The sequence below is a fragment of the Streptococcus sp. 1621 genome, from assembly GCF_013276615.1.
In the GTDB taxonomy this organism is placed as follows: Bacteria; Bacillota; Bacilli; order Lactobacillales; family Streptococcaceae; genus Streptococcus.
Genome location: NZ_VMLJ01000006.1, coordinates 1 through 14,466, shown reverse-complemented (window position 1 = coordinate 14,466; position 14,466 = coordinate 1). Strand labels below are relative to the sequence as shown.

Genomic DNA, 14,466 nt, shown 5'->3' with positions numbered 1-14,466 from the left:
TACTTATTTAAAATTATTTTGAAAATCTACAAAAAGTTCACTTTCTCGTTCAATTGTAAAGCAATATTTTTTCAAAAAAATGTGAAAACGCCTTTCTTTTCTCTACTATAATACCAAAAAGTTCGGATTTTTTCTATGATTATTATTGTTTTATAGCAAAAAAATAAAACCAGGAAAACAATTTCCTGATTTTACACATTTGATGAAAATATTTATCAACTTTTCTATACAAGTGAGTTGTTAGCTAAGCTCTTTCTATTCGTTCACTTCCAATAATGTGTTAGAATAGCGAGATAGATGGTCTTTATAAAACACTCAAGACGGCTAGACTAATATCATCTAAAACATTATCTTCTTTTGAACGACTATTGGTTACCAACATGGCTAAATTTCCTGCATTCTCAAACTGATAGGGTTCGGATTTAGCATTCACAACAACCAAGAGGTGTTCTTTCCCATGAACTTCATAGATAAGGCAGCCGCTATGTTCAATCGCAGAATGCACAAAGACATGATGGTAAATTTCATCATAGCTAGAGTAAGAAAAGGCACCAGTTTTTGTCTTCAATCGGATGACTTGACGGATAAACTCAATACTATCTTGACGCTCATTGATCAAATCCCAGTTGACTTGGTTCACACTGTCAGGAGCATTATAGCTATTCATCGCACGCTCTCTATCATCATGGGTCAACTCACCATTCTCACCAGTCGCAACCAGTTTGGTACGACCAAATTCTTGACCGATTTCCATAAAGGCCATTCCTTGCATGAGCAGATTCATGGCTGTGGCTGTCTCAACCTTGCGCATGATTTGTTCTGAACTTTGGTCTGGATGAAGAGTTGCCAATAAATCGTGAAGATTGTAATTGTCATGGGCTTCTACATAGTTAAGCACCTGATTTGGATGTGTATAGGTTCCTAATTCACGACTTCCTAGGATTGCTTTAGCTAGAATTGGCTCTGTCGCAGCACCACTGACAAAACCTGATTTAATTGCACCGTAAACTTCTCCACCTTTGACAGCATCACGCTGATTGTCATTAAAGAAACCAATGTTTGGCATTTCGTAGGCGTTGTCTTTCTTAGCCTTATCATAAGGGGCAAGACCTGTTCCCATATCCCAACCTTCTCCATAGAGGATAATGTTAGGGTCAATTTCATCCAAACTCTGACGAATCATCTGCATGGTCTTGACATCATGAATCCCCATCAAGTCAAAACGGAATCCGTCAATATTGTATTCCTGCACCCAGTATAGAAGAGAATCAATCATATACTTGCGAAACATTTCGTGTTCACTGGCTGTTTCATTTCCAACACCCGTTCCATTCTGGAAGGTACCGTCTGGATTCATACGATAATAGTAATCAGGGACAGTTGTTTGGAAAGGTGCATCAACAACTGAAAAGGTATGGTTATAGACCACATCCATAATGACACCAATACCCGCATCGTGGTAAGCTTGAACCATGGTCTTCAAATCACGAATGACCTGAGCTGGATCATCTGGATTAGTTGAAAAACTAGTTTCTGGTGCGTTATAGTTTTGTGGATCATAACCCCAGTTGTAGGTTACATTCCCGTCCTCATCGTATTCTTTGTGACGGTCTGCAATTGGTTGCAACTGAACATAATTGTAGCCCAACTTCTTGATATGATCAAAAGCAGTTGACTGACCGTACTGGTTAACCGTTCCAGTCTGAGCAGCACCCAAGAACGTTCCTCGAAGATGTTCATCCACACCTGAGGTCGGTGATTGGGTCAAATCACGAATATGCATTTCACAAATAACTGCCTTACATGGATTTTCCAAACGCCAAGCAGCATCAGAACCATGCTTGACCTCGAAATTTTCGACTTGTTTTTCTGCATGGCTCAGAATAGCAGAACGTTTGCCATCAGGGCTGGTCGCTATTGTATAAGGATCACGTGTCAGTGTTTCGTGATGAGGGAATTGGACTTGATACTGATAAGCCTTACCAGTCAAATCTTCCTCAACATCCAAACTCCAGACACCAATAGTATTGTCCTTATGGTTATAAGAGTAGCGATTGCCTCTCTCCATATCAAAAGTCTTCCAAACAGGTGCATCATTAGTAGCTGATTCATAAACCACAACCTGTACTGCTGTCGCTGTTGGTGACCAGAGGGAAAAATGAGCCTGATTGTCCTCTACATGGCAACCCAATTCCCCTTGGTAACCCCAATGATGGTCAAAACTAGCGCTGTTAATGGCCTTATCAAAGGCAAAAGGATTTTGATTTTTATAGAAAGGACTGGCAATAGCAGGATTTTCAGAGTAATAAATCCGATCATCGCCTTCCAAAATCCAGACCTCTGTTAAGAGGGGATAGTGATTAAAACGGATAGCATATTCTTTACTGATTTGGCCGGTATGAACCACAAAATTCAAGCTTTCTAAGGGATGAACACTTGGGTGTTCAAAGCTAAATAAGGCACCAAAATAATCTTCTTGGTAAGTTAGTAAATCAATTCGTTGATCCTGGCTTTTTACAAAAGAGCAAGTGTCATATTCACCATTCTTGCGATGGTAATGAATGCGCATAGGGTAGGTATACATTTTTATTTTTCCTTTTTATTTTATTTCTGTTTCACTAATAAATTCTTGACCGATTTTGTCCCGATTAACAAATATTGTCATTCTATCTAAACTCTATTTTTAAAAGATCATTACAAACTTTCTAGCCATGCCTCGTCTCTAACCTCAATACCAAGTTCTTGTGCCTTTTGAAGTTTACTTCCAGCATCTGCTCCTGCCACGACGAGGTCGGTCTTTTTAGACACACTGCCTGTTACCTTGGCACCCAGACTTTCGAGTTTACTTTTGGCTTCTGAGCGCTTGAGACGTTCCAATTTTCCAGTCAATACCACGGTCAAACCTGACAAGGCTGCATCCGCTACTACTGTCTGACCTTTATAGTCCAGATTGACCCCAGCTTCTTTTAATTCTCTGAGAAGAATTTCAGAGCCTTCTGTAGCAAAGTAAGTCTGAAGACTCTTGGCAATCACACCACCCAGGCTTTCAATACTAGCCACTTCCTCTGGATCTGCCTGAGCCAGATTTTCGATTGAGAGAAAATGTTGAAGTAAAAGCTGACTGGCCTTACTGCCGACATGACGAATTCCCAAACCAAACAAGAGTTTCTCGGCTGAATTTTCCTTAGATGCTTGGATAGCCTGATATAGTTTAGAAGCGGACTTTTCCTTGACCCCCTCTAAAAGGAGAAAATCTTCTTCTTTCAAACGGTAAATATCTGCCACATCCTTGACTAGATCTGCAGCAAATAATTTCTCAACTACTGATGGTCCAAGGCCTGTAATATTCATGGCATCTCGAGAGGCAAAGTGGATCAAACCTTCCATGATTTGAGCAGGGCAACGCGGATTGATACAACGGAGAGCCACTTCATCTTCAAAGTGCAACAAGTCAGAGTTACAACTTGGACAGTTTGTAGGAATATCTAGTTTCTCTTCAGAAACCCGTTTGGACTCTACCACACGTAAAACGGCAGGGATGATGTCCCCGGCCTTATAGACGATGACCGTGTCGTCTTTGCGAATATCTTTTTCAGCAATATAATCCACATTGTGCAGGGTCGCACGGCTAACAGTTGTACCAGCAAGCTGAACAGGTGTCAGATTTGCAGTTGGGGTTACAACACCGGTACGACCAACTGTCCAATCAACTGATAAGAGTTGAGCTTCTTTTTCTTCAGCAGGAAACTTGTAGGCTACTGCCCACTTTGGAGCCTTGACGGTAAAACCAAGTTCTTCTTGGCTTGCTAAGTCATTGACCTTGATTACAACTCCATCAATATCATAAGGCAGATTTTCCCGTTCCTCTCCTACTTCTTGGATAAAATTCCAAATCTCATCCATGCTTTCAGCCAGAATTCGTTTAGAATTGACTACAAAACCAAGTTGTTCTAGGTGCTTCAAAACCTTTTCTTGGCTGTCACGAGTTGACGGGCTGGCTTCTTGATAGAGAAACGTTGCAAGATTGCGCTTGGCAACTACTGCTGTATCCAGCTGACGTAGTGTGCCTGCCGCCGCATTACGGGGATTGGCAAATTCAGGCTCTCCATTTTCTTGGCGAGCTTGATTAACCTGGTCAAAAGAAGCGCGTGGCATATAACATTCCCCACGAACTGTGATATCTAGTTCTTCTGGCAAAGTTAAAGGAATGTCTTTAACACGCTTAAGATTTTCTGTGATGTTCTCCCCAACAGAACCGTCTCCACGTGTTGCACCTGCAACTAAAATCCCCTTTTCATACGTCAGCGAGATAGATAAGCCATCGATTTTCAGCTCACAAATATAGGTTGGATGAGCCACTTCCTTACGAACACGCGCATCAAAAGCTTCAAGCTCCTCACGTGAAAAAGCATCCTGCAAACTATAAAGAGGATACTGATGACTGTATTTTTCAAAACCATCTAAAACCTTACCACCAACACGATGGGTCGGACTGTCTGCTAATACTTGATCTGGATAGGCAGTTTCTAACTCAACCAACTCTCGGTAAAGACGGTCATACTCACTGTCTGAAACCGATGGATTATCGCTGGTATAGTACTCAGTCGCATAGCGATTGAGCAAGGCGACTAACTCATTCATTCTTTTATTCATAAGACCATTTTACCATAAACTAAGCCCTCCTCACAAACGAGAAGGGCGGAAAAAATACTTAGTTTGAAATTATTTTTGAAACTCAAGCAGCCTTATATCAATTTTTCAAAATGAGTTCGAACATAAATAAACGATATACAAGACAAGATGATAACACCACTTCCAATTATCAGGAAAGAAGAGAGATGTACACTTGGCAAGAATGTCATAAATCCTTTTGCAATAGGCATAAATAGAATAGCTAAGGTAAAAATTGTACTCAGTACTCTCCCAAGAAATTCGCTCTCAACCTTGGTTTGTACTTGAGTAAAAAAGTGAATATTAAAAATCGTCATAAACAATTCACAAACTAAATTTCCAGAAAAGGAAAGAAAAGTTGGCAGTGGTAATCCCATCATAAAAACTCCGACACCTGTCAAAGCCAGTAAAATCAAAAGATTATAAACATTAGCTTTAATTTTACTAGCTAGAAGAGCCCCAATGATGGAACCAATAGCCCCCATAGTTAAAATACTTGCATAGACTCCTTCTGACCCGTAAAGCTGATTCGAAAAGGGGAGGAGAAATTCAAAAGCTGCAAAAAAGAAATTAACGCTGGAAGCTACCAGCAAAAGGAAGAAAATTTCTTGCTGATGCCAGATATAGTGTAACCCATTCTTGATATCTACAAACATATCTCTCCCAGTAAAAGCCTTTTTCTCTTGAACTCCTGCTTCCTCTTTTGGAAGGAGAGCCACTAGAATAAAAGCAATGAAAAAAGTCAGCGAGTCTAGCAGTAGCGTCATATGGAGACTTGCAAACTGTAAAACAAGGAAGGAAAGAACAGGAGAGCTAACACCTACAACCTGCAAAATCAGCTCTAGGCGAGAATTATAGATCACAATCTCATCTTTCTCCACCACTTCAGTTATGATAGCTTTATTGGCTGTACGAGAAAAGGCAAAGGCAATCGACTGCACAATATTAGCAAAAATCAAAGCGCCAATCATCCAGCTGTCATTCCTTATGAAAGAAATAGCCAGACAAAGAATCCCACAAACAAGGTCTGTCACCATTAAAATCTTACGACGAGAAAAACGGTCTGAAATCACTCCGCCAAAGGGATTGATCAGAATAGATGTGACGAGTTCAGAAATCTGATACATTCCTAAAACTGTCTGTCCGATAGTCCCCATGGAAGCCAACCAGACACTATTTCCATAATCATAGAGCATATTCCCTATCTTGTTAACAGCTCCGCGACTAATCAACTGTACGGCATAGCGATTCATATAAAAACTCCTCTCAAATTTTGAAACTATTGTATCAAAACTGAAAGGAGCTTTTTTCTTTTTCCCTTATTTGGGAAAATTAATTTTTGATAAATTTTTCGTAGTGTTCCTGATAGTAGGCTACTTGCTCTGGAAGACCTAGCACGTCAAAAATATGCATGGCCTCTTGCATTTGGCTACAACCTTCTTTACACTTTCCTTTTTGATATAAGGCAAAACCTTTTAAATAATGGAAAACATTACGCTCATAAAGCTTAATACCTTTACCAATAATCTTCTCTGTATAAGTCTCAAAATAGCTTGCATTGTCAAAAGAAAGATGCTCTAAACAATGCTGGTAACAATTGAGGGCCAAAATCAACACTAATCTCTTATGGCGACCAATCTCTTGGTAAAATTCCTCCCTCTCCATAACTTCTCTACCAATCCGAGTGACATAGTCCACATCGTAGAAACTATAGAGGTTCCCGAAAAGAATCAATTCATACATGGTCCATTCTTCTGTTTTGAAGAGATAATCTGCTACCTTATCCAAATCATCCTGCTTCATCTCATAAGTCGAATCTCTTTGACAAATCAAACCTTGTAGCAAAATCCAGTTCAACTCAAAATAAAGGGGATTCGTCGAACTCTTAGCCTTTTCAAGTTGTTCTCTTTGAAGCTTTTGAAAACCTGCAATATCATTTGAGTAGTAAAGAGGTATAATTTGTGCCATCATAGAAACATGTTCATGATTATGAAAATCCCTTGCCTTATCCATGAAATTTTCGATTGTGACATGAATGTTGTCCAAAATCTCAAAGAAACGTGAGACTGCTAAGTCAGACTCCCCAAGCTCAAAGCGAGATAACTGAGAGGTAGAGCAGGACTCGCCTGCCGCCTCCTTTAAAGAATAATTTCCACTTGTCCGAAATTCACGAAATACTTTTCCAAGATGTTCCATCTTTACACCTGCTCTGATAATTCTTCCCACTCAAGCATAGCTTCTTCCTGACGGTGGCTGATTTTGTCCAGTTCAGCCTGCAATTCCATCAGTTTGCTGGCATCGTTTGTTTCTAACATTTTTTCAGAAATGGCTTGACTTTGACTTTCTAGCTCTTCAATTTCAGCTTCTAGACTTTCTATTTGTCGCATGAGCTTACGAACTTCTTTTTGACTTTCTTTCTGAGCTTGATAGTCATTAACTGGGCTTGCTTCTTTTGCTTGATTACTGGTTGAAGCTTCCTCAGTTTGAATCATTTCTACTTCTGATTTCTTCTCAACATAGTAATCGTAATCTCCAAGATAGAGAGTTGATCCATTCTCGGACAATTCCAGTACATGAGTTGCTACACGATTGATAAAGTAACGGTCATGGCTGACGAATAGAAGAGTTCCATCAAAGTCAATCAAGGCATTTTCTAGCACTTCCTTGCTATCAATATCCAAGTGGTTGGTCGGCTCGTCCAGAATCAAGAAGTTGTTGTTTTCCATAGACAATTTAGCCAAAAGCAAACGAGCTTTCTCTCCACCAGACAGCATGCCGACTGATTTTTTAACATCATCTCCTGAGAAAAGGAAGGCACCTAGACGGTTACGGATTTCAACTTCCGGTGTCAATTTGAAATCATTCCAGAGTTCATCTAGGACCGTATTACTTGGTGTTAGCTTGCTTTGAGTTTGGTCATAGTAACCAACCTCAACATTAGCGCCAAAGCGCTTTTCTCCCTTGATAAAGGGAATCTGGTCCACAATAGATTTGATAAAGGTTGACTTGCCAATACCATTGGGACCAACGATAGCGACAGCATTCATTTTACGAAGGTCTAGGTTGATAGGCTCTGACAATATTTCCCCATCATAGCCAATAGCTGCATTTTCAACAGTTAATACAACATTACCAGACGTTTTTTCAGACTGGAAGGTCATGTTGGCTGATTTCTTGCCAGCTTCAGGCTTGTCCAAACGCTCCATTTTTTCCAGTTGTTTGCGGCGAGATTGGGCACGTTTGGTCGTCGAAGCACGGACTAGATTACGATTGACAAAGTCTTCCAGAGCAGCGATCTCCTTCTGCTGCTTTTCATAGTTTTTTGCCTCAGTAGCTAGCTTTTGCTCTTTCAACTCGACAAAACGAGAGTAATTACCCACATAGCGATCCAAAGAATGCTTGGTCAAATCTAGCGTAATTGTCGCAACCTTATCCAAGAAATAACGGTCGTGGCTGACGATAATAAGGGCACCACTATAGTTTACCAAGTAATTCTCTAGCCAGGCAATGGTTTCAATATCCAAGTGGTTGGTTGGTTCGTCCAATACCAAAAGATTGGGCTTTTCAAGTAGCATTTTGGCTAGAGCCAGACGGGTGTTTTGACCACCAGAAAGCTCAGCAATTTTCATCTGCCACATAGATTCGTCAAACTTGAATCCATTTAAAATCGCTCGTATATCAGCTTCATAGGTAAAGCCACCTGCTTGGCGAAAATTTTCAGATAAGCGGTCGTAATCTGACATCAGTTTATCCAAATCAGCACCAGACTTTTCTCCCATCTCCAACTCCATCTGACGCAGTTGTTTCTCAGTCCGACGCAAATCATCAAAGACATGAAGCATTTCATCGTAGATAGTGTTTTCAGATTCAAAACGGCTATCTTGGGCTAGGTAAGATAGAGAAATATCTTTTTTCTTATTGATTTCTCCACTAGTTGGCTCCTCTTCTCCAACCAAAATCTTCAAAAGAGTAGACTTACCTGCACCATTTTTCCCAACGAGGGCAATTCGGTCTCGTTCATCAACCTGCAGGTTGATATTATCAAAAAGAACCTCTCCTGCAAAAGAACGTTCAATTTTATTAGCTTGTAAAATAATCATACAAGTAGTATAGCATGTTTCCCTAAGGCATTCAAGATAATCGTAAGTCTTTTAGTACAATTTTTGTAACATAAAATAAATTATGTATATTTCATGTTATATTCCTTCGCTATCTTGTTGGATTTTCTAACCAGCTAATCTTGCTTCAAATAGTTATCGCACAATTCTATTATTTAATTCTTTTCATTATATACATACGTATAGCGGATTGAAATAAGATGAGAACAAATCGATTGAGGAAGTAAAATTAATTTCTATAAATGTTTTAGAAATTGTTTCGTACTATTTTAGATTCAACTACTATATATACAATATTTTCGGAGCATTCAACTTTTTAATTCTATTTATTACTAGATTTCATAATTAAAAAGCCTACTGACCAAGCTAGAAAGCTTGATACAATAGGCTTTTTAAAGACTGATTATTTAACAGCGTCTTTAAGAGCTTTACCAGCTTTGAATGCTGGAACTTTAGAAGCTGCAATTGTCATTTCTTTACCAGTTTGTGGGTTGCGACCTTTACGTTCTGCACGCTCACGAACTTCAAAGTTACCAAAACCGATCAATTGAACTTTTTCACCAGCTGCAAGATAGTCAGCTACCGCTGCAAATACAGCTTCAACTGCTGCTGCTGAGTCTTTCTTAGTCAATTCTGTAGCTTCTGCTACTTTAGCGATCAAATCTTGTTTGTTTGCCATGTTAACGATTCCTCCAAATAATTTCTAATTAACAAATATAATCATATCCTAAAATCCCTTTTAGGTCAAGTTAAAAACGCTATTTCTTCCCATTTTCTTTATTTTTTTAGGAGTGGTAACGTACCAAAATAGCCCAAGCATTCTCACCTGTGTGCGTTTGAATAATGGAACCCGTTTCCAAAACAGAAATTGGCTTTTCAACATAAGCTTGTAAGCTTTCTTTCATCTCTTTTGCCCAATCATCACTACCAGAATATGAAATTCCAATCTCTGCTACAGAACGTTCAGAAAGCGATGTTATCAACTCATCTAACCATTTTTTAAAAGTTTTAGCTCCACGACCTTTAACCATTGGCTGCAATTCATGGTCTTTCATTTGCATGACAACACGGATATTGAGAAGTGAGCTCAACAATCCAGTTACACGGCCAATTCGTCCACCTTTGACAAGATTTTCCAAAGTTGAAACGCCAATATAAAGTTCTGTGTTGTTTTTAACCTCTTCTACATGAGATAAAATTGTCTCCATATCTTTGCCTTCTTGTGCTAATTTAGCAGCTTCGACAACTTGGAATTTCAAGGCTTGGTCAGTGAAGGAACTATCGATAACTGTCACATCGGCAGTAGATAAACTAGCACCTTGGCGCGCTGCTTCTACAGTCCCCGAAAGAGCATGGGACATATGAATAGCAAGAATTTGGCTACCATCCTTGCATAGGTCTTCAAAAACTTCAGCGAAGACACCTACAGGCGGCTGGCTTGTTTTTGGAAGATTCTTAGCTTCTTGCATCAAGTGAAGAAATTTACCTTCTTCTTTCAAATCAGCATCAGAATAAACAACATTATCAATCATTACAGATAATGGAACAATTGTAATATCTAATTGTTTTACGAGTTCTGGTTCAATAGTAACAGATGAATCGGTTACAATCTTAATTTTTGTCATAGTATCAATCTTTCTATTTTAGGATTCAGATTGGTTTTCTTACTTTTAATTATATCAAAAAAAGATTAAAAATCCTAATGGAGTCACTCAAATTTTCCGTAAAAATTTGATATAATCAACTTATAAGAAAAGAGGTGTCCTATGATTAAAAAAATTTACCCCATTTTTACCATTTTACTAGGTGCTGCTATTTATGCTTTTGGCCTGACTTATTTTGTAGTTCCTCATCATCTCTTTGAAGGAGGGGCGACAGGTATTACCCTCATCACCTTTTATCTTTTTAAAATCCCTGTTTCTCTCATGAACCTGCTGATTAACATTCCCCTTTTCATCCTAGCTTGGAAAATCTTTGGAGCAAAGTCCCTCTATTCTAGTTTACTAGGAACCTTAGCCTTGTCCGCCTGGTTGGCCTTTTTTGAACGTATTCCCCTTCATATTGACCTTCAAGGTGATTTACTAATCACAGCCCTTATAGCGGGAATTCTATTGGGAATTGGCCTTGGAATTATTTTTAATGCTGGAGGTACAACTGGCGGAACTGATATTCTAGCTCGTATTCTCAATAAATACACTCATATATCCATGGGAAAACTGCTCTTTATCTTAGATTTTTGTATTCTCATGCTCATTCTCCTTATCTTCAAGGATTTGAGATTGGTTTCCTACACACTCTTATTTGATTTTATTGTTTCTCGTGTCATTGATTTGATTGGTGAAGGAGGATATGCTGGCAAAGGCTTCATGATTATTACAAAACGTCCTGACCACCTTGCTAAGGCAATCAATGATGACCTAGGAAGAGGTGTTACTTTCATCTCAGGTCAAGGCTACTATAGTCAAAAAGATTTGAAGATTATCTACTGTATTGTCGGCAGAAATGAGATTGTGAAAATGAAGGAAATGATTCATCGAATCGATCCGCAAGCCTTTATAACCATTACAGAAGCCCATGAAATCCTTGGAGAAGGATTTACCTTTGAAAAAGAATAAAAAGAGGTAATGTCGTGACATCAAAAGTTAGACTACATCATCTATCTTTTGGGTTACAGACAACCTCTTTTCTTTACTCAAACTCTTAAGACCAATTCCTAGCGACTTCTTCATCAGCCTTTAACTGATCCACTAATTGGTCAACTGAGTCAAATTTGGTCATATCTCGAATGCGATCAAGCCAATAAACCATGACGGTTTCCCCATAAATATCTTGATTAAAATCAAAAATATTGACTTCAAAACGTGCTTCTTCTCCATCAAAGGTCACATTTTTCCCGACACTAGCCATAGCACGATACTTCTGTCTTTGAATCTCAACATCAACAACATAAACGCCATCTGCTGGCATATAAGTACGGTCTAAAAGCACTAAATTAGCTGTTGGATAACCAATCGTACGACCACGAGCATTACCATGAACCACCATACCTCTGGATGGAAGCGGTGCCCCCAAAAGTTCTCCTGCTTCTTTCACATTTCCATCTAAAATAGCTTGACGGATACGAGTTGAACTAATCTTTCCTTTCTCATCTTCTACAGGTGGAACAATGATAACTTCTCCATCAAAGTAATCCTTTAAATTTTCTGCTGTTTTTTTGTCAGAACCAAATGTATAATCAAAACCTGCAACAATAATTTTGGCATTCATAGCCTTGATATAGGTTGCAAAAAATTCTTCTGCCGTGAGACTAGCGAATTGACTACTAAAATCAAGGAGATATAATTCTTCTACGCCTTCACGCTTTAATTTCCTCTCACGTTCAGCAGGGTTCAAAATATGTAAAAACAGATCAGGATGATAAGGCTCTAAAGCGATCTTTGGAGATTCATTAAAGGTCATAACGACGATAGGTAATAAATCTTTTCTCGCAGCCTTATTGGCAACACGAAATAATTCTTGATGCCCCTTGTGTATACCATCAAAATAGCCGAGAACAACGACTGAATCAGATGGTGTGCCAATATCTTTTTGGTTTTTTATAGGAATAGTAATAATCATAAAATAATTATATCATAGCGATAGCTATTTCTGGAACAGAAAATCTGAAATATCGTTTTTTTCACCTGAAGTGTACCTGTTTTCAAAAAGCACTTCACTCTATCGTTGCTTAACTATGAACTTTGCAATATTCTTCTCAAAAACTTGTAGGACATCTTCAAAAGTTTGAAAGGAGTGATTAGACTTGTTAGGTAACCATAAAGTGTCATACTATGCTTATGTATGAAAAAGCAATGCAACTAACTCCTGAGAACTTTAAATTACTAATTGGTGTCGAAAAGGTAGAATTTAGAATCGAGGTACACCTATGGCTGTAAAATTTACAAAACGAGACAACTTGGTCAAGATATTTGAAGAGTTTCCTAAACTCCCTGATTTGAAGCAAGTCACTTTCCCTGATGACAAAGAAAAAAAGCCAAAGTAGAAAAGAAAAACTAGATGACTGCTTTTCAACAACTCCCATCCAGTGTGCTTCAGATTGGAGCTATTTTTCTCTCCGTCTGTTAGCTTGGATTCTCAGACAGTTTCAGCTAAAGAATATCTTTTCCCTTATCAGAAGGAACGGCTCAAGCCATTCAGACAAGTTAAGGGACGACAAGCCAATATTTGAAACCGGATACCAGTTCTTATAGTCAATTGAAATAAAATCTGAAGAAATCGAGTAGGAAACTCAAATCAATTTTTAGCAGTGTTCTATTCCAGATTCAATCCACTATACATATTAAAAAGTATGGGTACCAAAACAAAAAAACAGGCTCTCCGAAAACTCGGAAAGCCTTATTTAATGCTACTTCGAGCTTCCTCACCTTTACAATTCAAGGCTCTGGATAAAAAGGTTCACTGGAACTTTTTATTTAGCGATTGGGTAAACAGAAACTTGTTTTTTATCGCGTCCTTTACGTTCAAAGCGTACTACGCCCTCAACTTTAGCGAACAAAGTATCGTCTCCACCACGTCCAACGTTTACACCTGGGTAGATATGTGTACCACGTTGACGGTAAAGGATTGATCCACCTGTTACAGTTTGTCCGTCAGCTGCTTTAGCTCCAAGACGTTTTGCTTGTGAATCACGTCCGTTTGATGTAGAACCTCCACCTTTTTTGTGGGCGAAAAGTTGCAAGTTGTTAAGAGTCATTTTTAACATAATGTTTTCCTCCGTGTTAGTTTTCTGTGATAACTCTGGTTTGGACGAACTCAGAAGAGTTCTCCGATAAGTTTGCCATACCTAAGAAAAATGATTCAAAGAATAACTGGGTCATTTCTCTCTGGTGTGAAGGCAGGTCTTTTGGAATCTCAACCATCAGATAGCCACCTTCATCTTCGTTTAATTCTAGGATTGGTTCATAGCCTGCAAATTTCTCAATGGAATTGATAAAGTTAATGGCAAGCGTAGAAACCGATGCACACACGACATCTAAGCCGTATTCGCCACTCTCGGCGTGTCCAGTAATTTCCGCACTCCTCAGCTCGCCATCTTCGGCTCTCTCAAAGACTGCCTGTATCATGTGTTCTCCTTAAAATTAAGCGTTAATTGCGTTGATGACAACTTTTGTATATGGTTGACGGTGACCTTGTTTACGGTGGCTACCTTTTTTAGGTTTGTACTTGTAAGTAACAACTTTCTTTTGTTTTCCTTGTTTTTCAACAGTTCCAACTACAGTAGCTCCAGCAACAAGTGGAGTTCCGACAACAGTGTTTTCACCACCAACAAGAACAACTTCGTTAAAAGTAACTTCTTGACCAGCTTCAACGTTCAATTTTTCAACGTAAACTGCTTGACCAACTTCAACTTTAACTTGTTTTCCGCCAGTTTTGATAATTGCGTATGTGCTCATTATGCACCTCCTATGATTTTTATGGGTTTCCCCGATTTTTTGTGAAGACTCGCCTAGCATCGTGGGACGAACCACTTAAACTTGAATAATCAAGCAACGATGTTCGTGCGGTTGCACAGGAACGTGCATAGTCAACTCTCTAAGTATAGCATATCTCCTATTTTCTTACAAGTAATAACACCTAAAATGAAGCTTTTTCTTTTACTTGCTAACTTCTCAAAGTA

The 14,466-nt window shown here is 38.9% G+C and carries 13 protein-coding genes and 1 other annotated feature; of the genes, 2 read left to right on the top strand and 11 right to left on the bottom strand.

All coding sequences use genetic code 11. The features are described 5' to 3' along the window. Positions 1-304: 304 nt before the first annotated feature. From pulA to HT697_RS01435, 7 genes are all read right to left on the bottom strand, one after another. Positions 305-2,584: a type I pullulanase gene (gene pulA, locus HT697_RS01465; protein WP_050971579.1), complete on the bottom strand. Its 2,280-nt coding sequence runs from the start codon at positions 2,582-2,584 to the stop codon at positions 305-307. Between the two features lie 110 nt (positions 2,585-2,694). Then, positions 2,695-4,653, bottom strand: coding sequence for an NAD-dependent DNA ligase LigA (gene ligA, locus HT697_RS01460; protein ID WP_173217846.1), 1,959 nt, complete (start codon positions 4,651-4,653; stop codon positions 2,695-2,697). Positions 4,654-4,745: 92 nt separating this feature from the next. Beyond that, positions 4,746-5,924 (bottom strand): MFS transporter, encoded by a 1,179-nt coding sequence (locus tag HT697_RS01455; RefSeq protein WP_112443680.1) that lies wholly within the window; start codon positions 5,922-5,924, stop codon positions 4,746-4,748. A 79-nt stretch (positions 5,925-6,003) separates the two neighbouring features. Further along, positions 6,004-6,867: a MutR family transcriptional regulator gene (locus tag HT697_RS01450; protein ID WP_173217844.1), complete on the bottom strand. Its 864-nt coding sequence runs from the start codon at positions 6,865-6,867 to the stop codon at positions 6,004-6,006. A 2-nt stretch (positions 6,868-6,869) separates the two neighbouring features. Then, positions 6,870-8,771 (bottom strand): ABC-F family ATP-binding cassette domain-containing protein, encoded by a 1,902-nt coding sequence (locus tag HT697_RS01445; RefSeq protein WP_173252900.1) that lies wholly within the window; start codon positions 8,769-8,771, stop codon positions 6,870-6,872. A 421-nt stretch (positions 8,772-9,192) separates the two neighbouring features. Beyond that, a complete protein-coding gene (locus HT697_RS01440) occupies positions 9,193-9,468 on the bottom strand; it encodes an HU family DNA-binding protein (RefSeq protein WP_001284639.1) in 276 nt (91 codons plus the stop codon). Positions 9,469-9,574: 106 nt separating this feature from the next. Beyond that, positions 9,575-10,414 (bottom strand): DegV family protein, encoded by an 840-nt coding sequence (locus HT697_RS01435; protein WP_061439431.1) that lies wholly within the window; start codon positions 10,412-10,414, stop codon positions 9,575-9,577. A gap of 141 nt (positions 10,415-10,555) precedes the next feature. Here HT697_RS01435 and HT697_RS01430 point away from each other — a divergent pair, with 141 nt between their 5' ends. Then, positions 10,556-11,404 (top strand): YitT family protein, encoded by an 849-nt coding sequence (locus HT697_RS01430; protein WP_173217840.1) that lies wholly within the window; start codon positions 10,556-10,558, stop codon positions 11,402-11,404. Between the two features lie 85 nt (positions 11,405-11,489). Here HT697_RS01430 and HT697_RS01425 read toward each other — a convergent pair whose 3' ends face one another. Further along, positions 11,490-12,407 carry a bifunctional riboflavin kinase/FAD synthetase gene (locus HT697_RS01425; protein ID WP_173217838.1) on the bottom strand — a complete coding sequence of 306 codons (918 nt, stop codon included), beginning with the start codon at positions 12,405-12,407 and terminating at the stop codon, positions 11,490-11,492. 307 nt (positions 12,408-12,714) lie between these two features. Between HT697_RS01425 and HT697_RS10440 the strand changes: the two genes are divergently transcribed. Beyond that, entirely contained in the window at positions 12,715-12,831 is a 117-nt protein-coding gene (locus HT697_RS10440) for an SPJ_0845 family protein (protein WP_267240009.1), read from the top strand. A 426-nt stretch (positions 12,832-13,257) separates the two neighbouring features. On the opposite strand, the gene rpmA is transcribed toward HT697_RS10440, so the two are convergent. From rpmA to rplU, 3 genes are read right to left on the bottom strand one after another with little or no spacing between them, the layout of a single operon-like run. Further along, positions 13,258-13,551: a 50S ribosomal protein L27 gene (gene rpmA, locus HT697_RS01420; protein ID WP_000916509.1), complete on the bottom strand. Its 294-nt coding sequence runs from the start codon at positions 13,549-13,551 to the stop codon at positions 13,258-13,260. Between the two features lie 16 nt (positions 13,552-13,567). Further along, positions 13,568-13,912 carry a ribosomal-processing cysteine protease Prp gene (locus HT697_RS01415; RefSeq protein WP_000613699.1) on the bottom strand — a complete coding sequence of 115 codons (345 nt, stop codon included), beginning with the start codon at positions 13,910-13,912 and terminating at the stop codon, positions 13,568-13,570. Between the two features lie 15 nt (positions 13,913-13,927). Continuing rightward, positions 13,928-14,242 carry a 50S ribosomal protein L21 gene (gene rplU, locus HT697_RS01410; protein ID WP_000109141.1) on the bottom strand — a complete coding sequence of 105 codons (315 nt, stop codon included), beginning with the start codon at positions 14,240-14,242 and terminating at the stop codon, positions 13,928-13,930. A gap of 35 nt (positions 14,243-14,277) precedes the next feature. Continuing rightward, positions 14,278-14,365, bottom strand: a sequence feature (ribosomal protein L21 leader region). Between the last annotated feature and the right edge of the window lie 101 nt (positions 14,366-14,466).

Excerpts from the sequence above, each read along its gene's own strand:
- rplU (WP_000109141.1), bottom strand. The coding sequence starts at position 14,242 with ATGAGCACATACGCAATTATCAAAACTGGCGGAAAACAAGTTAAAGTT.
- HT697_RS01440 (WP_001284639.1), bottom strand. The coding sequence starts at position 9,468 with ATGGCAAACAAACAAGATTTGATCGCTAAAGTAGCAGAAGCTACAGAA.
- HT697_RS01430 (WP_173217840.1), top strand. The coding sequence starts at position 10,556 with ATGATTAAAAAAATTTACCCCATTTTTACCATTTTACTAGGTGCTGCT.
- HT697_RS01445 (WP_173252900.1), bottom strand. The coding sequence starts at position 8,771 with ATGATTATTTTACAAGCTAATAAAATTGAACGTTCTTTTGCAGGAGAG.
- HT697_RS01450 (WP_173217844.1), bottom strand. The coding sequence starts at position 6,867 with ATGGAACATCTTGGAAAAGTATTTCGTGAATTTCGGACAAGTGGAAAT.
- HT697_RS01415 (WP_000613699.1), bottom strand. The coding sequence starts at position 13,912 with ATGATACAGGCAGTCTTTGAGAGAGCCGAAGATGGCGAGCTGAGGAGT.
- HT697_RS10440 (WP_267240009.1), top strand. The coding sequence starts at position 12,715 with ATGGCTGTAAAATTTACAAAACGAGACAACTTGGTCAAGATATTTGAA.
- ligA (WP_173217846.1), bottom strand. The coding sequence starts at position 4,653 with ATGAATAAAAGAATGAATGAGTTAGTCGCCTTGCTCAATCGCTATGCG.
- HT697_RS01435 (WP_061439431.1), bottom strand. The coding sequence starts at position 10,414 with ATGACAAAAATTAAGATTGTAACCGATTCATCTGTTACTATTGAACCA.
- pulA (WP_050971579.1), bottom strand. The coding sequence starts at position 2,584 with ATGTATACCTACCCTATGCGCATTCATTACCATCGCAAGAATGGTGAA.
- HT697_RS01425 (WP_173217838.1), bottom strand. The coding sequence starts at position 12,407 with ATGATTATTACTATTCCTATAAAAAACCAAAAAGATATTGGCACACCA.
- HT697_RS01455 (WP_112443680.1), bottom strand. The coding sequence starts at position 5,924 with ATGAATCGCTATGCCGTACAGTTGATTAGTCGCGGAGCTGTTAACAAG.
- rpmA (WP_000916509.1), bottom strand. The coding sequence starts at position 13,551 with ATGTTAAAAATGACTCTTAACAACTTGCAACTTTTCGCCCACAAAAAA.